This window comes from Bacillus sp. FSL R9-9492, assembly GCF_038007365.1.
Classification (GTDB): Bacteria; Bacillota; Bacilli; order Bacillales; family Bacillaceae_G; genus Bacillus_A; species Bacillus_A mycoides.
The window spans coordinates 4,580,335-4,598,713 of sequence record NZ_JBBOXC010000001.1 but is presented as its reverse complement, the minus strand read 5'-3'; the positions used below and the strand labels follow the sequence as shown (position 1 = coordinate 4,598,713).

The following is an 18,379-nucleotide window of genomic DNA, read 5'->3' as shown; positions in this document are numbered from 1 at the left end:
CATCAAGACTTGTTTCATATTGTTTGGAAAGGAGTGGTGATTAAGAGTGAAGAAAATTGCGAGTGTACTAATGGCTATTATTTTATTAGTAAGTATAGCTGGGTGCTCATCACCAAAAAAAGAAACAGCGAAGCAGGTAAAGAGTGAGGGTAAAGAGAGGATTGTCGCAACGACAGTTGCTGTTACTGAAATTATGGATGCGTTAGAAGTAGATTTAATTGGTGTACCAACAAGTACTAAAGATTTACCAAAGAGATATAAAGGTTTACCTGAAGTTGGGAATCCGATGAGTCCTGATATGGAAAAGGTAAAATCATTAAAGCCGTCAGAAGTATTATCCGTGACAACACTTGAATATGAATTAAAGCCAGTTTTTGATGGTGTAGGTATGAAAGCAAACTTTTTAGATCTAACAAGTTTAAAAAATATGCAAAATTCCATTAGTAATTTAGGTAAGCAATATGGACGTGAAAAGCAGGCTGAAGCAGTTGTAACTAAGTTAGATAACAAGGTTGCAGAGATTCAAAAAGCAGTAAAGGGAAAGAAAGAACCGACAGTGCTTATTTTATTAGGTGTACCGGGGAGTTATTTAGTAGCAACAGAGCATTCTTATATTGGAGATTTAGTGAAACAATTAGGTGGTAAAAACATTGTACAAGGTGAACAAGTAGAGTATTTAGCTTCTAATACAGAGTATTTAAAAAAAGCTGATCCAGACATTATTTTACGAGCGGCACATGGTATGCCTGATGAAGTTGTAAAAATGTTTGATAAAGAATTTAAAACAAATGATATTTGGAAACACTTCGCTGCAGTTAAAAATAATCGTGTTTACGATTTAGAAGAGCGTTTATTTGGAACGACAGGAAATTTAGCAGCGACTGAAGCGCTAGATGAATTGAAAAAAATGATGTATCCGTGATGCATTTTAATATAAAGGAAGATTAGCATGAATAAAAAATTTTGGAGTTTCTTTATTGTTACTGTATTACTCATCATTATGACTTTGTTGTCAGCGACGAAAGGTAGTTTAGAAGTAGGTATTATTGACCTTGTACAAGGAATATTTACAGGGGCAAATGAAGATGTTGAAGTGATTAAAGATTTACGTTTCCCACGTATTATTATTGCACTATTTACTGGAGCAGCTCTTGCTGTTTCGGGCGTGCTCTTCCAAGCTGTCATGAAAAATCCACTTGCTGATGCTGGGGTAATCGGGATATCTTCAGGAGCAAGTTTTATGACACTTGTTATTATTACGCTATTCCCGCAATTCTTTTTCTGGACGCCGGTATTCGCCTTTCTAGGTGGTGCGTTTGCGTGTTATCTCGTTTATTCGTTTTCATGGAAATCAGGATTAAGTCCGCTTCGCATTATTTTAATTGGTATTGCCATTAATGCGATGTTCACTGGATTAAATGAATCGTTCATTACGATTTGTGGATACTTCATTAAGAGTATTAAGCAAACGACGACTTCTAATATAACGATGAAGACGTGGGGCGATGTAGAAATAATGGTTACTTATGGAACAATTGGTCTTATTCTTGCACTGTTTGTCGGAGCTTGGTGTAACTTATTATCTCTACAAGATAAGACTGCAAAAAACTTAGGCTTGCACGTGACGAGAGTTCGTCTTATTATTTCTGCCATTGCAGTACTCTTAGCGGCAGTATCAACAGCAATTGCAGGTGTTATCGCTTTCGTAGGATTACTCGTTCCACACATTTCAAGACAACTAGTTGGTTCAGACCATAAAGCATTAATTCCATTTTCTGCTCTTGCAGGGGCGTTATTAATTTTGACGGCGGATACGATTGGAAGGTTAATTGTGCCACCTAACGAAATTCCAGCAGCGACGATTATGGCAGTTATTGGTGGCCCATTCTTAATATTCTTGCTTAGAAAGAGTGATAAAGTTCATGGAAATTAAAAATGTAACCTTTTCGTACGATAATGTAACGGATCGATTAAAGTCGGTTAGTAGTGAAATAGAGATTGGTAAAATTACAACAATTATTGGACCAAACGGTTGCGGGAAATCAACATTACTTGGTGTGATGTCAAGAAATCACAATCCTCGTAGTGGAGAGGTAATACTTGATGGGAAGGCAATTAGCCAATATAAACCGAAAGAGTTTGCTAGAAAGTTAGCCGTTGTCCATCAACAAAATGAAGCACCGGCAGATATGACGGTAGAGAAATTAACAAGCTTTGGCCGTATGCCTCATAAAAATATATTTTCTTCGCAAACTGATGAAGATAGAGAAGCAATAGAAAGGGCTTTAGCATGTACGAATTTGCTAAGTAAACGTGATAAGGAAATTCATGCTTTATCTGGTGGAGAAAGACAGCGTGTTTGGATTGCCATGACGTTAGCTCAGAAGACGCCAATGCTCTTTTTAGATGAACCGACAACATATTTAGATATTTATTATCAACTTGAAATATTAGAGTTAGTAAAAGAATTAAATGAAGCACAAGGATTGACAATCGTTATGGTATTACACGATATTAATCAGGCGATTCGCTATAGTGATCATATCATTATTATGAAAGACGGCGAAATTGTTACAAAAGGCAAGCCGAATGATGTTGTGACAGAAAGTATGATAAAGACGATATACGGTGTAGATGTCGTTGTAAAGCAAGATGAAGATACAGGATTGTATATGGTCCCAATGGGTATTTAAACATGCGAACAATCCGTTTTGAGGTGATAATTTGAGTAGCAAAAAAGAAAGGAAGAAGAATTCTTTTTTTCAACGAATACTTACAGTTGTTTTTTTAGGTACCTTTTTCTATTCAGTATATGAATTAGGTGATATTTTCATGGATTACTATGAAAATCGTAAAGTAATGGCCGAAGCACAAAACATTTATGAAAAAAGTCCGATGGAAGAGCAATCACAAGACGGGGAAGTACGTAAACAGTTCAAAGTTCTGCAGCAAATTAACCAAGAAATAGTTGGATGGATTACGATGGATGATACACAAATTAATTATCCAATCGTTCAAGCAAAAGACAATGATTACTATTTATTTCGAAATTATAAAGGTGAAGATATGAGAGCAGGAAGCATTTTTATGGACTATCGTAATGATGTGAAATCTCAAAATCGAAATACTATTTTATATGGTCACCGTATGAAAGATGGTTCTATGTTTGGAAGTTTAAAGAAAATGTTGGATGAAGATTTCTTCATGTCGCATCGTAAATTATATTACGATACATTATTTGAAGGATATGATCTTGAAGTGTTTTCGGTGTATACAACAACAACTGATTTTTATTACATTGAAACGGATTTTAGTAGTGATACGGAATACACATCATTTTTGGAGAAAATTCAAGAAAAAACGCTGTACAAAACGGATACAAAAGTGACAGAAAGTGATCAAATCGTAACACTTTCGACGTGTGACTATGCACTTGATCCAGAAGCGGGAAGATTAGTAGTACATGCGAAACTAGTAAAAAGACATTAAATAAAAAAAGTATAGAATATGAGAAGTGGTAACACTCTTCATATTCTATACTTTAAAAAAGAAATATGCTTACTGTGCTGCAGCCATTGGCATACGTACAACTTTTACATCATAGTAAGCAATTTTATTATCAAGAATATAGTCTGGCATCCCGCCTTGATGTGAGTGAGCATCTTTAAATGCTGAGCTCTTTGTCCAACCTTGGAAATCTTCTTTTGCATTCCAGCGAGTGCTAATTGTTACTTCATCATAATCAACTGTATTTTGCGTTAAAAGAACTTCTAATCCTAAAAATCCTGACATTGTTTCGACTTTACCTACTTTATTAAAACGCTCAATTAATTTATGGCCATTTCCCTTTGTAATTTTAGTTGTATTTGTAACAATAATCATGTTTATTCCTCCTATAAATGTAGCCTTTATTTTCAAGAACTCATATACATTAAATGATAATGAAAATCATTATCATTGTCAATAGTAATTTTCATATAAATGTAGAATTAAGGATGAATTTACTATTATATAAATAATTTGACCATATAGTTAATGAAGTTATATATTATTAAAATAAAACAAAATAAGAAATATACACAAGCAAAGTATGGTTTATACCTTGCTTTCGCAATACTATGAATAAGGAGGGTATTATGGTCGAATCATTGTTACTTAGTATCGTTATCATTATTACGTTAGGCATTGCCTCACAATGGACCGCATGGCGCTTCCAGCTCCCTGCTATCGTTGTTATGGCAGTTGCCGGATTATTAATTGGTCCTGTTTTCGGCATCATTAATCCAAAAGATGTACTTGGTGATGTTTTTAGTCCGCTCGTATCACTTTCAGTTGCCATTATATTATTTGAAGGTAGTTTAAGTTTAGATGTACGTGAACTGAGGGGACTATCAAAACCAGTATTTCGTATTGTTACGTTTGGTGCGTTTATTGCTTGGATTGCTGGCTCACTTGCAGCCCATTACGTCGCTGGATTAGATTGGGCGGTTGCATTTATTATTGGAGGACTTTTTATTGTGACAGGTCCAACTGTAATTATTCCGTTGTTACGCCAAGCACGATTAAAGCCAAGGACAGCTGCAATTTTAAAGTGGGAAGGGATTATCGTTGATCCGTTTGGAGCATTACTTGCTGTATTCGCCTTTCAAATTGTAAATTTCTTAACGAAAGAAAATGTACACTTACATACGTTACTATATTTCTTTGCAGGTTCGTTATTTGCAATGGTGCTTGGGTATGCGTTTAGTATTTTTATGAGTTATATGATTTTAAAAGGGAAAGTACCAGAATATTTAAAGGCACCGATTTTGCTCGTTACGGTATTACTATGCTTCGGCATTGCAGATGAAGTCATGCATGAAACAGGTATGCTAGCCGTAACAGTAATGGGGATTACACTTGCACGGATGAAGAAATATATTTCTTCTATCGGTGATATTCGTCATTTTAACGAAAATATTTCCGTACTATTAACATCGACTGTTTTCATCATCTTAACAGCATCACTTCCAAGAACGACGATTATGGAGATTTTTAGCTGGCCTATTATTAGCTTCGTACTTATGATGATATTTGTTGTTCGTCCTTTATCAATTTGGGTATCGACAATCGGAACAGAGTTAACAAGATCAGAAAGGGCGCTAGTTGGTTGGATTGCGCCGCGAGGTATTGTTGCATTAACGGTTTCAAGTTACTTTGCGACGGAGTTATTACAAGAAGGGTATAAAGATGCTTCTATATTAACAGCACTTACATTTGCACTCGTAATTACGACCGTTTGTGCTCATGGATTTTCAATTGGATTTTTAGCAAAAAAATTAGGATTAGCCAATACACAGCCACCAGGTATTTTAATTTCAGGAGCTAGTACATTCTCAACTGCATTCGCTATGCATTGTAAAGAGATGGGGATTCCGAGCATAATCGTAGATGTATCGGAAGAACATTTGCAATGCGCAAAAGTGAAAGGGCTTAATACATATAACGGCCAAGTACTCTCAGAGCAGTTGCAATTTGAAGTAGATATGAATCAGTATGAATACTTAATTTCAGTTACAGATACGGATTCTTACAATGTATTAGTCGCAAACACATATGTACCGCAGTTTGGACATCATAATACATTTTTACTTCCGATTCATGATGTGGAAAAGATTGAGCAAGAACGCATCTCTCTTTCGAAAAAAGCTCATTTACTGTTTGGTCAAAATGAAATTTATGAAGAGTTAGATAGAAAAATTGAAGAGGGTTATACATTTAAAACGATACAAGTTGAGGAAGAACAAAAAATTAATAAAGAAGAGAGCGATTCAGAGGATGTAATATTATTTATTCGTCACGATGATGGTAGTCTTACTTTTTCAACATTGTATAAATATATAGCGGTTATACCAGGAGATGAGCTAGTTGTACTAGCAAAGCAATAATATGGTATAGTGAAACGAGGCTTTTTTCAGCCTCGTTTTTTACATTGCTTCCTACTAATTAGAAAGCATTCAAATGGAAAGGAAGACATTACATGCGATCTGAAGTAACTATAAAAATAAAACCGAAGTTTATAAAAGAAATTAAAAGTGGATATCCACTTATTTTAAAAGATGCTATTCAAAATTTAAATGATGTACGTGAAGAAGGAACAATCATCAACGTAGTAGATGAGAAGAACCAATTCATCGGAAAAGGCTATTATGGAAAACAAAATAAAGGATATGGATGGATTTTAACGAGAAAAGAGAAAGAGCAAATTAATCAACCTTTCTTTGAAAGTAAAATCAAATCTGCTTTACATAAACGAAAAGATTTTTATAAATCAAATGATACAACAGCATTCCGTGCCCTAAATGGTGAGGGCGATGGCCTTGGTGGTTTAATCATCGATTATTATGACGGCTATTACGTAATAAGTTGGTATAGTGAAGGGGTTTATACTTTCCGCGATGAGATTATAGCAGCACTTCAAAAAGTAGCAAATTTCAAAGGGATTTATGAGAAAAAGCGTTTTGATACGAAAGGGAAATACATTGAAGGTGATGATTTCGTCGCAGGAGAGCGCGGTGAGTTCCCACTTATCGTAAAAGAGAACGGTGTAAACTTTGCTGTATATTTAAATGACGGGGCGATGGTTGGTGTGTTTTTAGATCAGCGTAACGTTCGAAAACAAATTCGTGATAAATATGCAAAAGGAAGAACGGTTTTAAATATGTTCTCTTATACTGGGGCTTTCTCTGTATTTGCAGCGCTTGGCGGTGCAAGTAAAACAACAAGTGTGGACCTTGCAAATCGTAGTTTAAGTAAAACGATTGAGCAGTTTAGTGTAAATGAAATTGATTATGAAGCACAAGATATTATTGTAGAAGATGTATTTCTATATTTCAAATATGCAGCTAAGAAAAAGATGAAATTTGATATGGTTGTACTTGATCCCCCAAGCTTTGCACGCTCGAAAAAATATACGTTCAGTGCGGCGAAAGATTATAAAAACTTATTAAAAGAAACAATTGCGATTACAGAAAATAACGGTATTATCGTTGCTTCTACAAATTGTAGCGCATTCGATATGAAAAAGTTTAATGGCTTTATCGATACAGCATTTAAAGAAATGAACGGTAAATATAAAATATTAGAAGAACATTCTTTACCGGAAGATTTCCGTACAATTGATCAATTTAAAGAGGGAGACTATTTAAAAGTAGTTTTCATCGAAAAAATTAAAGGGTAATGAAAATAAGAAAAGGAGCTCAAGTTTAAATGAGCTCCTTTTCTTATTGAATGATATTTTGGACTCTGCCAACTTGCCCGTCCTGCAATCGTACTTTAATGCCGTGCGGATGAGAGGGTGAGTTAGTTAAAATATCTTTTACAATTCCTCTTGTTAGCTTACCTGTACGTTGATCTTGTTTTAATACAATATCAACTTCAAGACCTGATGAAATGTTAGATCGTTTTTGCCCGTTCATTTATACACCTGTACGTCTACGTTGGTTGTTTGTTTTCTTCGTTTGTTGGTTTTGTAATTTTTTCGTTTCTTGACTTTGACTTCCATTATTTGAGCCGTTTCCATTTCCTTGCTTTTTCTTCGCAAGTTGTTCGCGCATTAAATCAGCTAAGCTTACTTTTTTGTTTTCTGACATGATAAGTCTCCTTTATATAAAGTTAATTATGAACAATCGTAGTGAATTTCATCATATCATTGTTAAGGAAGGAAGGGAAGTTGGTTTGAAAATTCATATAATTCTTTCCAGCATTCATTCGTTACGATACAATTAAATTGTTAATGTTTGTTAAAAAAGGGGATAGAAATATGTCACATCATATTTTATTAGTTGAAGATGACATCTCAATTCAAGAGATGGTTGAAACATATTTAGTAAAAGAAGGTTTTCAAGTTACAATCGCATCTGATGGAGAAGAAGGAGTTAACGCATTTTTAAAAGGTTCATTTGATTTGATTATCCTCGATATTATGATGCCAAAGTTAGATGGCTTAGAGGTTGTGCGAATCATTCGAGAAAAAAGTGCCATTCCGATTTTAATGATGTCAGCGAAAGATACAGATGTTGATAAAGCTGTTGGATTAGGACTTGGAGCAGATGATTACATTTGTAAGCCGTTTTCTATGATTGAACTAGCTGCACGTGTAAAAGCGGGTATTCGGAGGTCTACAAAGTATTCAGCTGTGGAATCAAAAGATGAGGCGATTCAGATTGGTGATTTAATAATTGACCCAATTAATTTTACTGTGGAGAAAAAGGGAAGACAGCTTAAACTTACTTTAAAAGAATTTGAGATTTTAAAGCTATTCGTGAAGAATCAAAATCGTGTTTTTACGAAAGCACAAATATATACGCTTGTTTGGAATGAAGAATATTATGGTGATGATAATGTTATTAATGTTCATATGAGAAGATTACGTGAGAAAATTGAAAGTGATCCATCTAATCCAGAATATATTAAAACATTATGGGGCATCGGCTATAAGTTGGAAGTGATGTAGTATGGTTGTATTTTTAACAGTGGTGATTATTATATTGCTTATCGTTATTTACGTGCAATATAAAATTAGGAAAAATAGTAGTAGGAATTTACGCTACACGTATGAGAAGTTAAATCGAATTGTAAAAGAACAAACTGGTGAGAAGCTATTAATTATGACAGATGATCTAGAATTGCGAAATTTATTAGTGGCGATTAATCATTTATTAGATGCAAAACAGAAAACGAATGCAGATCATGCGAAAGTGGAAATTTCGATGAGAAAAATGCTTTCAAATATTTCACATGATTTGAAAACACCACTAACAGTTATTCTTGGATATACCGAAATGTTAAATAAGGATAAAACGATAAATGAGGAAGAGAAGCAAATATTACTCGAAAAGGTGCATGTAAAAACACTAGAAGTGATGGAACTGATTCATAAGTTTTTTGATTTAGCAAAATTAGAATCCGGTGACAAAGCAATTGAGATGACAAAAGTAAATATGAATGAAGTTTGTCGCGAGAAGATTTTATCTTTTTATGATTTAGTGACGACGAAAGGGTTTCAAGTTCATATTGATATACCAGAAAGAAATATATATGCACTTGGAAATGTAGAAGTATTAGGTAGAGTATTGAATAATTTAATATCAAATGCGATTACATATGGTGACGATGGAAAGACACTTGGTATGACGTTAAGAGATGATGAAACGAGTGTGTATATAGATGTATGGGATACAGGAAAAGGAATTGATGAATCTCACATTGATAAAGTGTTTGAGCGTATGTACACACTTGAAGATTCCAGAAATAGATTGTACCAAGGAAGCGGTTTAGGGTTAACGATTACGAAAAGGCTTGTGGAAGCGATGGACGGAGAAATACATCTTTCTAGTAAGCCGTATGAAAAAACAATTTTTACAGTTGTATTAACAAAGATGCTGTTTTAGCTTGTAGAGAAGTAGATTCTACAAGCTTTTTTTCAGCGTAAGGAATTTGTAAGGAACGGGTAAGAAAAAAGAGAATTCCGTTGTCTATTATAGAAGTATAAGGTAGTGCGAAAGGAGATAGTGACATGACATATATATTAAAAACGAATCAGTTAACGAAAGTGTTTAAAGGGAAAGAAGTAATTTCTAGCGTTAACATGCATGTGAAAAAAGGTGAGATTTACGGTTTCTTAGGACCGAATGGTGCAGGTAAAACAACGATTATGAAAATGATCACAAACTTAATAAAACCGACGAGCGGTGATATTGAAATTTTTGGTGAGAAGTTAACGGATACATCTTATGAATTGTTAAAGCGCATGGGGACAATTATCGAATATCCAATTTTTTATGATAAATTAACGGCGAAGGAAAACCTAGAATTACATTGTGAATATATGGGGTATTACGACAAAAACGCAATTGATCATGCTTTACATTTAGTGAAGCTGCACGTTATAGATGATAAAAAAGTAAAAGATTTTTCATTAGGGATGAAGCAAAGACTTGGTATTGCAAGGGCGATCATGACGAAGCCAGAATTACTCATTTTAGATGAGCCAATTAACGGTTTAGATCCAATTGGTATTAAAGAATTAAGAGACTTATTTAAAATGCTCTGCAAAGAATATGGCATTACGTTATTAGTCTCTAGTCATATTTTAGGCGAGATGGAACTAATGGCAGATACAATCGGTATGATTCAAAATGGAAAGCTAATAAAAGAAGTTTCAATGAAGAGTATTAACGGAAAACAAACAGAGTACATTGAAATTACTGTTCCTGATGTGAAGCGTGCAGCTTATATTTTAGAAGATAAACTCGGTATAAAAAATTACAAAATAATGAGTGGAAATATGATTCGTGTGTATGATACGGCAGCGTCTCAGCAAGCTATTTCAAAAGCACTTATTATGAACGATGTAGAAATTGAAAGTATTAATAAGAAACATAGTTCCTTAGAAGAATATTTCTTAAATGTAATGGATGGAGAGGGCATTCATGCTTAATGGATTGTTAGTGAATCTAGTAAGTGGATTGATTGTAATGTTCATAAGTGGGATTTTATATTATAGAAAACCTGAGCGGAAATGGCCGTTAATTTTACTAGTGATAGGAATAGTAAGCGTAGTTATGGCTGGAATTAGAATGTTAGTAGCATAGAGATAGTTATGTCGGTAATGGAGGTGTGGTTTATATGTTTAAATTAATGAAACTTGAATGGAAGAAACATAAATTATCTAGTTACTGTAAAGGGGTAGCTATTTGTATTATAGCAATTTTTGCTGCGGTAAGTCTTATGGGGATGGGAGCAAAAGGTGAGGGAGATGCGGCGCTCACTGATTTCACAAAGTATATGACGTTAGCAAATATCTTTATTAGGATGACATTTCTTATTTTTAGTGCGGTCATTTTATCACGTTTAGTAATTGATGAGTATAAGAATAAAACAATGCAACTACTATTTATGTACCCATTACAAAGGAAATTGCTAATGAGGGCGAAATTAACAATTGTTTTTAGTTTTTGTTTTATTAGCATGATTATTGCTACTTTCAGTATTAGTTTGCTCATATTTTTTATGAACCCAATGATGGGGCTGTTTGAAACACCTATGACGATGGGGGAAATAATAGCTACCGTTCCAGCTACTTTTATAAGTGCATTTATGATATCTGGTATAAGTTTAATTCCTTTATTTTTTGGGATGAGAAAGAAATCGACACCGACAACAATTACTTCTGCAGTAATAATTGGGATGCTAATTAGTAGTAATTTTGGTTCTGGAAACGGTCAAGTAAGTATGTTTAATTTTATAGCTATCCCAATAGTGCTCTGTTTATTAGGAGTTTTCATTAGTTATCTATCGTATCGTAAGATCGACAAGATTGATGTGGCGTAAAATAAGCTTAAAACAACAATGAACAGGGGTATGCATGGTGAAAAAAATAATAGTAATTGCAATTTTATTTCTGACAATTGCTAGTGTAGTTTTTGGTTTTAAGACATTTCAGGGGAAAGATTTTAAGAAAGAAAAGTCTTTTGAGATAAATAATATAAAAGAAATAGAAGTGGACAATGAAAACTGGGATGTTGAATTTAAAAGTACAGATGCTAACAAAATAGTAATTTCGGCTCAAGGTAAACGAGTAGATAAAGAGATAGATCCCGTCGAAATAGAACAAGCAGGGAATAAAGTTATAGTTAAGCAAAAACAAAAGGCGACCAGATTCTTTAATGGTTTTACGTTTAGGAAGAAAAATAGTATATCTATAGCTATTCCGAAGAAAGAAATAGATAAAATTACATTAAATAATAAATCGGGTGATGTGAAAATAAGCGATATAGCAGTGAAAAATATCGTGACAGAAAGTGAGTCTGGAGATGAAATGGTTGTAGGACTATCAGCCGAGAAAGGTGAATTCATATCGAAAAGTGGAGAGTTAGCTGTAAAAGATAGTTCAGTACAAGAATTAAATATTAAGTCTACGACTGGTGATAACTATATAACAAATGTAAGTAACTCAAATATGAACATTACTTCAACATCCGGGGAAGTATTACTGAAAGATATGAAAGAAGGAAAATCATTATTTGTAGAAACAAAATCAGGAGATATTGGCGTACGGTATAAAGGTGTTCCGACTTCTTTGAAACTTACGGCTAAAAGTAATTCGTCTGACGTAATGGTGAATGTAAAAGGACTTAAGAAAGATAAAAATACAGAAAAAATAAAAGAGGGAACTATTGGTGATGCAAAAAGCGAAGTGAAGATTTTAAGTAAAACAGGAGCGATTTATATCGATTAAAATGTAAATGAAAGGAGGACTATTATGCTACATCTTATGAAGCTAGAATTGAAAAAGTTTAAGCTTGGATGGTATGTAAGGGGAGCGATTATTGCAAATATCGCTATACTGGCATTAATGATCTTTACGAGCATCGTTGCTCAAGTAGAAGGTGATCCGGAAATAAGGGATCCGCAGATGATGTTATTAACGGCTAGTACATTAGTAAGAGCAACATTTATTATTTTTGGTAGTGTATTAATCGCAAGGTTAATAATTAATGAATATAAAAACAAAACAATCCTACTTATGTTTTCTTATCCTATTAATCGGAGGAAAATGATGAGTAGTAAGTTGGCCATTATAGCGATAGTAACATTTATAACAGTTATTTTATCTAACATTTTAGTAGTAGGAGTTTTCTTTGGGATAGATAGCTACTTTTCAATTCTTCCTAATTCATTCACAATAGATCAATTGAAGCAAGAAGGGATAAACCTTGTTCCTTTAGCCATTGCAACTGCGGGAATAAGTTTAATCCCTCTATATTTCGGAATGCGTAAACGTTCGGTGCCAACTACAATTGTTTCATCTCTGATTGTTGTATCAATTGCAATTAATAACACTCCTATGTTTTCTACAGCAACTTTTCTTCCCCTTCAACTAGCACTTGCTGCAATTGGAGTTGCGATTGCATATTACGGAATTAAAAATATAGAGAAGGAAGATATAACAGTATGACAAGAATACGTAAAAAAGAGTTGGCGTTATACCAACTCTTTTTTGTATATGTATGCTTCGTTACTACTCTGTAAATTTATAGTGTTTGCTTAAATACTCTTGCACTCCTGGAGAAATGTTAAAGTTATTAGGACTTGTATATTCGATAGTAAACTCTCCGTCTTTACTTGTTTCAAAGGAGATTGCATAGCTATTCATTTTAGCATCGTAATAAGTATTTTTGACTTCTGCATCTAGATCAAAGTATTTTGTAATATATTCTTTTGATTCCGTAACTGCTGTTTGTTTTCCCCAAGGGGTACCATAACTTGTGAAATAAAGAGATACACCGATAACTCCAATGATAGAAGTTAGTAAGAGAGTTCTTATTGTTATTTTTTTGTTTTTTGTATTCAATGTAGTTCCCTCCAATTAATATGAATTTATCTTAACGTATTTTCTCATAAAATACCATTTAGTAGAAAATAGTTTCACATGAAACAAGTTACAGAAAAAGACAAGGTGAATAAACACCTTGTCTTTTTCTATCGTTACATTTGGGGAGCTTCCATTCCAGTAGCAGCCCATTCTTCTTTTGCAGGACCATAAACGCCAGGGACTGTTAAGCCAGCTTGACGCATTAAAACAGTCATCTGTCCGCGGTGGTGATTTTGATGATTGATGAGTGTCATTAAAAATATAGAATTCGGCATAGGACGACCAAAGAAGTTATTAATAGTAGCTAAGTCTTTATCAGTCCACTCACTTTGAAGTGCTTCAATAAAAGCCGTATTCACTTTGCGATACCCATCTGCAATTGTTTTTGCTGAAGTTGGTACAGGATAATCTTTCGTTTCTCCTTCAAACTTAAGCCCTGTTCCAGATAGCATAACAGGAAGTGCTGTAACGATATGCCAAGCGACTCTCCCTAAAGTCCAGTGCCCAGGTGCAATTTCTTGTGATAAAGATTCATCGGTTAATGCATAAAGCATCTTCTGAGTAGACTCAGCCTCGTATGTCCATGATGTTAAAAAATCTTCAATAGTTTGGTACATAGTTATCCCTCCTGTTTTTCGCTCGTATATTAAATTCGTGAGAGATAATATAATCCCTGTTTCATAAGCGATACTTAATTAAGCATTGCTACAATATAAAAATAATTAGAAAATATTTGTAAAAGTGTCAGAAAATATATCTTTTTATTCGTATATGTAATGAATAAAGAATAGAGTAAAGAGTGGTGATAAGGGTGAAGGATATAGAAATAGTAGAAGGTCTTCGAAAACAAGAAATGTTAGCGTTACATACAGTCATTGATCAATATGGAGATTTAATTTATAAGGTGGTTCATAGTGTTTTAGATACGGCACATAGTAAGGTGCTAGTGGATGAATGTGTTGACGATATTTTATTAATCGTTTGGTACAACATTAATAGTTATGATAAAAATCGTGGAAAGTTTAGAAATTGGCTTATATCTGTTGCGAAATTTAAAGCCATTGATTATAAACGAAAAAGTAATAAGGTCTATCAATTACAAGAGTTTCAGCAAAAAATATATGTAGAAGGAAAAAATGTTAATTTAACAAAATATGAGGGTATTTTAAGTGTTAATATTTTTTGGGAATTTTGACGAAATAATAACGATTTATACGGATTTTAATATATTGTATTGAAATGCAGGCGTGTATCAAGGTTGAAGAAGAGGAAATTCGTTTAATGAGGAAGGCGAAAGTACAAGCGAAAGGAGAGCGTATTGCATGTAATAATTATTAGAATGTAAGGGGAAAAACCTTTATTTATAAAAGGTTTTTTCCAAAGCGGATAGTTGATAAGGAAAATAAAAATTAATTTTTTATTAGAAAGATATTTTTAATTCGTTGGCTGTACTTAAAAGATTGAACACGAAGGAGGGTCAACATGTCTTTATGGAGTAATAATGCAAATGGATATTGTGGATGTAATAATCAAAATGGTTTACATGTTGATTCGTGCTGTTTTAGTTGCGATGGGACAGTTCCTAAGCTTGGTCCAACAGGCCCAACGGGAGCGACAGGAGCGACAGGAGCAACGGGAGCAACAGGAGCAACAGGAGCAACAGGTCCAACGGGAGCGACAGGTTCAACGGGAGTAACGGGAGCGACAGGTTCAACCGGAGTAACGGGAGCAACAGGAGCAACAGGAGTAACAGGTCCAACAGGAGCAACAGGAGCAACGGGAGCAACGGGAGCAACGGGAGCAACGGGAGCAACGGGAGCAACAGGAGCAACGGGAGCAACAGGAGCAACGGGAGCAACAGGAGCAACGGGAGCAACAGGAGCAACGGGAGTAACGGGAGCGACAGGAATAACGGGAGCAACGGGAGCGACGGGAGCAACAGGTGAAACAGGAGCGACGGGAGTAACAGGTACAAGTATCACGGCAACGTATGCATTTGCGAATAATACATCGGGTACGGCAATATCAGTATTACTTGGTGGGACAAATGTCCCACTTCCAAATAATCAGAATATCGGTCCAGGAATTACAGTGTCGGGGGGGAACACAGTATTTACGGCCGCAAATGCAGGGAATTATTATATTTCATATACAATTAATATAACAGCTTCATTATTAGTTAGTTCGCGAATTACAATTAATGGGGCACCGCTTGCTGGGACTATCAACTCTCCTGCATTAGCAACGACTTCATTTAGTGCAACAATTATTACGACTCTTGCAGCGGGGAGTGCAATTAGTTTGCAGTTGTTTGGATTGTTAGCTGTTGCCACGTTATCAACGACTACACCTGGTGCAGTTTTAACGATTATAAGATTAAGCTAAGTAACGTGAACTCTCTTATTCTTTTAAAATTAGGAGAGTTTCTACATATAATAAGAAGTTAAGGAGGTAAAGCATAGTTGTAAAAAAGTCAGAATATTATGATTGTAACGATGTTACGACTATAATATAATGAAAACAACCATCATGAATGAACATTCATTTATTTTCACAAGTATTGGAAGGGGGAATGAGAGTGGAAAAACCTTGGTTGCAGAGTTATCCAGAGGAAATCCCAGGTACGATTTCATATGATATTCAGCCACTTCATGGATATTTAGAGAAAATGGCTGCTCGTTATCCAGAAAAGAAAGCGCTTCACTTTTTAGGTAAAGATGTTACATTTTCAGATTTCCATGACAAGGTAAAGAAATTTGCGAATTACCTTCAAAGGCTTGGTATTGAAAAAGGCGATAGAGTTGCGATTATGTTACCGAATTGTCCGCAATCTGTAATTGGTTATTATGGTACTTTGCTTGCGGGGGGGATTGTTGTACAAACGAATCCTCTTTATACAGAAAGAGAGCTTGAGTACCAACTTCATGACTCAGGGGCAAAAGCTATTCTTTGCCTGGATTTAGTGTTTCCGAGAGTTACTAATGTTCAAACTGCAACAAAGCTTGAGCATATTATCGTAACCCGTATTGCAGATTTTTTACCATTCCCTAAAAATTTACTTTATCCATTTGTACAAAAAAAGCAGGCAAATCTTGTTGTGAATGTGTCGGAAAGCGAAACGATTCATCTTTGGAAATCGGTAGAAAGAGAAAGTAATGCTGATGTTGAAGTTCCATGTGATCCTGAAAATGATCTAGCCCTTTTGCAGTATACAGGGGGAACGACAGGGTTTCCAAAAGGGGTTATGTTAACGCATAAAAACCTCGTTTCGAACACTTTAATGGGAGCGCATTGGTTATATAATTGTAAAGAAGGAGAAGAGGTAATTCTTGGTGTTCTTCCGTTTTTTCATGTGTACGGGATGACAGCTGTAATGAATTTAAGTATTATGCAAGGATATAAAATGGTGCTTATTCCGAAGTTTGATATGAAAATGGTTTTTGAAGCAATTAAGAAACATAAAGTTACACTATTTCCAGGAGCACCAACCATTTATATTGCTCTATTAAATAGTCCTCTTTTAAAAGAATATGATATTTCTTCAATTCAGGCTTGTATTAGTGGTTCTGCACCGCTTCCTGTAGAAGTGCAGGAGGAGTTTGAGAGAGTTACAGGTGGTAAATTAGTAGAGGGTTATGGATTAACGGAGTCATCACCAGTTACACATGGGAATTTTTTGTGGGAAAAGCGTGTGCCGGGAAGTATTGGGGTACCGTGGCCGGATACAGAGGCAATGATCATGTCACTTGAAACAGGAGAGTCATTACCTCCAGGTGAAATTGGTGAAATTGTTGTAAAGGGCCCACAAATTATGAAAGGGTATTGGAATAAGCCAGAAGAAACGGCAGCTGTACTGCAAGATGGCTGGCTCCATACAGGTGATGTAGGATACATGGATGAGGATGGCTTTTTCTATGTGAAAGATCGTAAGAAAGATATGATCGTTGCTAGTGGCTTTAACGTATATCCTCGTGAAGTAGAAGAAGTGTTATATGAACACGAAAAGGTGCAAGAAGTGGTAACAATCGGTGTTCCTGATCCTTACCGAGGGGAAACTGTAAAAGCGTTTGTTGTTTTGAAAGAAGGCGCTGAGTGTTCTGAAAAAGAATTAGATCAGTTTGCACGTAAATATTTAGCAGCTTACAAAGTTCCGAAGGTATATGAGTTTAGAAGTGAGTTGCCGAAGACGACAGTCGGAAAAATTTTACGTCGTGTCCTAATAGATGAAGAGAAGAGAAAGAATGAGGATGAGCAAACGGGCTAAGGCCCTTTCTTTTTGAAAAAATAGGATTGACACTTTTCTAAATAGTCAGTATTATAAGAATATGAATGACTATTCATTCAGTCATCTTCTTGAAGGGGACAGTAAAGTGAAGAAAAATAGACCGAAATACAATCAGATTATTGATGCTGCAGTCATTGTGATTGCGGAGAATGGATACCATCAAGCGCAAGTTTCTAAAATTGCAAAGCAAGCTGGGGTAGCTGATGGCACGATTTATTTATATTTTAAAAATAAAGAAGATATATTAATATCCTTATTCCAAGAGAAGATGGGAGAATTTGTTGAAACAATTCGTCAAAAAATAGCAGGAATTGAAAGCGCTGTAGCGAAGTTATTCATGTTGGTAGAAACGCACTTCTTGCTGTTGTCACAAAATGATCCTCTTGCTATCGTTACGCAATTAGAGCTAAGGCAGTCCAATCAAGACTTGCGCCTTAAAATAAATGAAGTATTAAAAGGCTACTTACAAGTTATGGATGAGATTTTAGAGACAGGTATAAAGCAAGGTGAATTTCAGGCGGATTTAAACGTTCGCGTGGCAAGACAAATGATCTTTGGAACAGTAGATGAAGTTGTGACCAATTGGGTAATGAGCGATCATAAGTATGATCTGGTCGCACTTTCAAAAACGGTACATGGGCTACTTATTGCAGCTTGTGGTTATCGTCAATAATGGG

Annotated in this window: 21 protein-coding genes and 1 pseudogene; 17 read left to right on the top strand and 5 right to left on the bottom strand. The window is 35.0% G+C overall.

The window, feature by feature from the left end; translation table 11 throughout:
- The first annotated feature begins 46 nt into the window (after positions 1 to 46).
- The 4 genes from isdE to srtB are packed head-to-tail and all read left to right on the top strand — an operon-like array spanning position 47 to position 3,489.
- Positions 47 to 922, top strand: a complete 876-nt coding sequence (isdE, locus tag MKY70_RS23610; RefSeq protein ID WP_107887386.1) for a heme ABC transporter substrate-binding protein IsdE — start codon at positions 47 to 49, stop codon at positions 920 to 922.
- A gap of 27 nt (positions 923 to 949) precedes the next feature.
- Positions 950 to 1,933: a FecCD family ABC transporter permease gene (locus tag MKY70_RS23605; RefSeq protein ID WP_002034255.1), complete on the top strand. Its 984-nt coding sequence runs from the start codon at positions 950 to 952 to the stop codon at positions 1,931 to 1,933.
- On the top strand, positions 1,923 to 2,693 hold the full coding sequence (locus MKY70_RS23600; protein WP_113734136.1) for an ABC transporter ATP-binding protein: 771 nt from the start codon (positions 1,923 to 1,925) through the stop codon (positions 2,691 to 2,693). The genes MKY70_RS23605 and MKY70_RS23600 overlap by 11 nt, the downstream gene beginning before the upstream one ends.
- A 31-nt stretch (positions 2,694 to 2,724) precedes the next feature.
- Entirely contained in the window at positions 2,725 to 3,489 is a 765-nt protein-coding gene (gene srtB, locus MKY70_RS23595; protein ID WP_341025823.1) for a class B sortase, read from the top strand.
- Between the two features lie 69 nt (positions 3,490 to 3,558).
- Here srtB and isdG read toward each other — a convergent pair whose 3' ends face one another.
- On the bottom strand, positions 3,559 to 3,882 hold the full coding sequence (gene isdG, locus MKY70_RS23590) for a heme oxygenase (RefSeq protein WP_002015426.1): 324 nt from the start codon (positions 3,880 to 3,882) through the stop codon (positions 3,559 to 3,561).
- Between the two features lie 254 nt (positions 3,883 to 4,136).
- On the opposite strand from isdG, the gene MKY70_RS23585 reads away from it, so the two are divergent.
- Positions 4,137 to 5,927, top strand: coding sequence for a cation:proton antiporter (locus tag MKY70_RS23585; RefSeq protein ID WP_341025821.1), 1,791 nt, complete (start codon positions 4,137 to 4,139; stop codon positions 5,925 to 5,927).
- A 92-nt stretch (positions 5,928 to 6,019) separates the two neighbouring features.
- The gene (locus MKY70_RS23580; protein WP_002067464.1) at positions 6,020 to 7,219 is read left to right on the top strand and encodes a class I SAM-dependent rRNA methyltransferase; all 1,200 of its coding nucleotides are present in this window, start codon (positions 6,020 to 6,022) and stop codon (positions 7,217 to 7,219) included.
- 43 nt (positions 7,220 to 7,262) lie between these two features.
- On the opposite strand, the gene MKY70_RS23575 is transcribed toward MKY70_RS23580, so the two are convergent.
- Together MKY70_RS23575 and MKY70_RS23570 are read right to left on the bottom strand one after the other, a co-directional pair.
- Positions 7,263 to 7,457 carry a YwbE family protein gene (locus MKY70_RS23575; protein WP_001014315.1) on the bottom strand — a complete coding sequence of 65 codons (195 nt, stop codon included), beginning with the start codon at positions 7,455 to 7,457 and terminating at the stop codon, positions 7,263 to 7,265.
- Complete coding sequence (locus MKY70_RS23570) at positions 7,458 to 7,631, bottom strand: hypothetical protein (protein WP_002015431.1); 174 nt, start codon at positions 7,629 to 7,631, stop codon at positions 7,458 to 7,460. It lies immediately after the preceding gene.
- 170 nt (positions 7,632 to 7,801) lie between these two features.
- On the opposite strand from MKY70_RS23570, the gene MKY70_RS23565 reads away from it, so the two are divergent.
- The 7 genes from MKY70_RS23565 (at position 7,802) to MKY70_RS23535 (ending at position 13,000) form a co-directional block, all read left to right on the top strand.
- Positions 7,802 to 8,494, top strand: a complete 693-nt coding sequence (locus MKY70_RS23565) for a response regulator transcription factor (RefSeq protein ID WP_012261779.1) — start codon at positions 7,802 to 7,804, stop codon at positions 8,492 to 8,494.
- Between the two features lies 1 nt (position 8,495).
- Complete coding sequence (locus MKY70_RS23560; RefSeq protein ID WP_063218398.1) at positions 8,496 to 9,431, top strand: HAMP domain-containing histidine kinase; 936 nt, start codon at positions 8,496 to 8,498, stop codon at positions 9,429 to 9,431.
- A 125-nt stretch (positions 9,432 to 9,556) separates the two neighbouring features.
- Positions 9,557 to 10,480, top strand: a complete 924-nt coding sequence (locus MKY70_RS23555; RefSeq protein WP_088034094.1) for an ABC transporter ATP-binding protein — start codon at positions 9,557 to 9,559, stop codon at positions 10,478 to 10,480.
- Positions 10,473 to 10,634: a hypothetical protein gene (locus tag MKY70_RS23550; protein WP_012261777.1), complete on the top strand. Its 162-nt coding sequence runs from the start codon at positions 10,473 to 10,475 to the stop codon at positions 10,632 to 10,634. The genes MKY70_RS23555 and MKY70_RS23550 overlap by 8 nt, the downstream gene beginning before the upstream one ends.
- Before the next feature lie 34 nt (positions 10,635 to 10,668).
- The gene (locus tag MKY70_RS23545; RefSeq protein WP_088034098.1) at positions 10,669 to 11,373 is read left to right on the top strand and encodes an ABC transporter permease; all 705 of its coding nucleotides are present in this window, start codon (positions 10,669 to 10,671) and stop codon (positions 11,371 to 11,373) included.
- 34 nt (positions 11,374 to 11,407) lie between these two features.
- Positions 11,408 to 12,280: a DUF4097 family beta strand repeat-containing protein gene (locus MKY70_RS23540; protein ID WP_140152415.1), complete on the top strand. Its 873-nt coding sequence runs from the start codon at positions 11,408 to 11,410 to the stop codon at positions 12,278 to 12,280.
- Positions 12,281 to 12,304: 24 nt separating this feature from the next.
- Positions 12,305 to 13,000, top strand: a complete 696-nt coding sequence (locus tag MKY70_RS23535) for an ABC transporter permease (RefSeq protein ID WP_088034103.1) — start codon at positions 12,305 to 12,307, stop codon at positions 12,998 to 13,000.
- 63 nt (positions 13,001 to 13,063) lie between these two features.
- Here the strand turns inward: MKY70_RS23535 and MKY70_RS23530 are convergent, their stop codons facing one another.
- The gene (locus tag MKY70_RS23530; protein WP_341025815.1) at positions 13,064 to 13,396 is read right to left on the bottom strand and encodes a YfjL-like protein; all 333 of its coding nucleotides are present in this window, start codon (positions 13,394 to 13,396) and stop codon (positions 13,064 to 13,066) included.
- Positions 13,397 to 13,530: 134 nt separating this feature from the next.
- Positions 13,531 to 14,034: a DinB family protein gene (locus MKY70_RS23525; protein ID WP_044442307.1), complete on the bottom strand. Its 504-nt coding sequence runs from the start codon at positions 14,032 to 14,034 to the stop codon at positions 13,531 to 13,533.
- A gap of 236 nt (positions 14,035 to 14,270) precedes the next feature.
- Here MKY70_RS23525 and MKY70_RS23520 point away from each other — a divergent pair.
- The 4 genes and pseudogenes from MKY70_RS23520 to MKY70_RS23505 form a co-directional block, all read left to right on the top strand.
- Positions 14,271 to 14,576 (top strand): annotated as a pseudogene (locus MKY70_RS23520) (sigma factor); the annotation flags it as partial.
- A gap of 323 nt (positions 14,577 to 14,899) precedes the next feature.
- Positions 14,900 to 15,802 carry a BclA C-terminal domain-containing protein gene (locus MKY70_RS23515; protein WP_341025812.1) on the top strand — a complete coding sequence of 301 codons (903 nt, stop codon included), beginning with the start codon at positions 14,900 to 14,902 and terminating at the stop codon, positions 15,800 to 15,802.
- 193 nt (positions 15,803 to 15,995) lie between these two features.
- Entirely contained in the window at positions 15,996 to 17,681 is a 1,686-nt protein-coding gene (locus MKY70_RS23510) for a long-chain-fatty-acid--CoA ligase (protein ID WP_044442310.1), read from the top strand.
- Positions 17,682 to 17,787: 106 nt separating this feature from the next.
- Positions 17,788 to 18,375 carry a TetR/AcrR family transcriptional regulator gene (locus MKY70_RS23505; RefSeq protein WP_012261773.1) on the top strand — a complete coding sequence of 196 codons (588 nt, stop codon included), beginning with the start codon at positions 17,788 to 17,790 and terminating at the stop codon, positions 18,373 to 18,375.
- Positions 18,376 to 18,379: the final 4 nt, after the last annotated feature.

Excerpts from the sequence above, each read along its gene's own strand:
- MKY70_RS23605 (WP_002034255.1), top strand. The coding sequence starts at position 950 with ATGAATAAAAAATTTTGGAGTTTCTTTATTGTTACTGTATTACTCATC.
- MKY70_RS23600 (WP_113734136.1), top strand. The coding sequence starts at position 1,923 with ATGGAAATTAAAAATGTAACCTTTTCGTACGATAATGTAACGGATCGA.
- isdG (WP_002015426.1), bottom strand. The coding sequence starts at position 3,882 with ATGATTATTGTTACAAATACAACTAAAATTACAAAGGGAAATGGCCAT.
- MKY70_RS23585 (WP_341025821.1), top strand. The coding sequence starts at position 4,137 with ATGGTCGAATCATTGTTACTTAGTATCGTTATCATTATTACGTTAGGC.
- MKY70_RS23580 (WP_002067464.1), top strand. The coding sequence starts at position 6,020 with ATGCGATCTGAAGTAACTATAAAAATAAAACCGAAGTTTATAAAAGAA.
- MKY70_RS23575 (WP_001014315.1), bottom strand. The coding sequence starts at position 7,457 with ATGAACGGGCAAAAACGATCTAACATTTCATCAGGTCTTGAAGTTGAT.
- MKY70_RS23570 (WP_002015431.1), bottom strand. The coding sequence starts at position 7,631 with ATGTCAGAAAACAAAAAAGTAAGCTTAGCTGATTTAATGCGCGAACAA.
- MKY70_RS23565 (WP_012261779.1), top strand. The coding sequence starts at position 7,802 with ATGTCACATCATATTTTATTAGTTGAAGATGACATCTCAATTCAAGAG.
- MKY70_RS23560 (WP_063218398.1), top strand. The coding sequence starts at position 8,496 with ATGGTTGTATTTTTAACAGTGGTGATTATTATATTGCTTATCGTTATT.
- MKY70_RS23555 (WP_088034094.1), top strand. The coding sequence starts at position 9,557 with ATGACATATATATTAAAAACGAATCAGTTAACGAAAGTGTTTAAAGGG.
- MKY70_RS23550 (WP_012261777.1), top strand. The coding sequence starts at position 10,473 with ATGCTTAATGGATTGTTAGTGAATCTAGTAAGTGGATTGATTGTAATG.
- MKY70_RS23545 (WP_088034098.1), top strand. The coding sequence starts at position 10,669 with ATGTTTAAATTAATGAAACTTGAATGGAAGAAACATAAATTATCTAGT.
- MKY70_RS23540 (WP_140152415.1), top strand. The coding sequence starts at position 11,408 with ATGGTGAAAAAAATAATAGTAATTGCAATTTTATTTCTGACAATTGCT.
- MKY70_RS23535 (WP_088034103.1), top strand. The coding sequence starts at position 12,305 with ATGCTACATCTTATGAAGCTAGAATTGAAAAAGTTTAAGCTTGGATGG.
- MKY70_RS23525 (WP_044442307.1), bottom strand. The coding sequence starts at position 14,034 with ATGTACCAAACTATTGAAGATTTTTTAACATCATGGACATACGAGGCT.
- MKY70_RS23515 (WP_341025812.1), top strand. The coding sequence starts at position 14,900 with ATGTCTTTATGGAGTAATAATGCAAATGGATATTGTGGATGTAATAAT.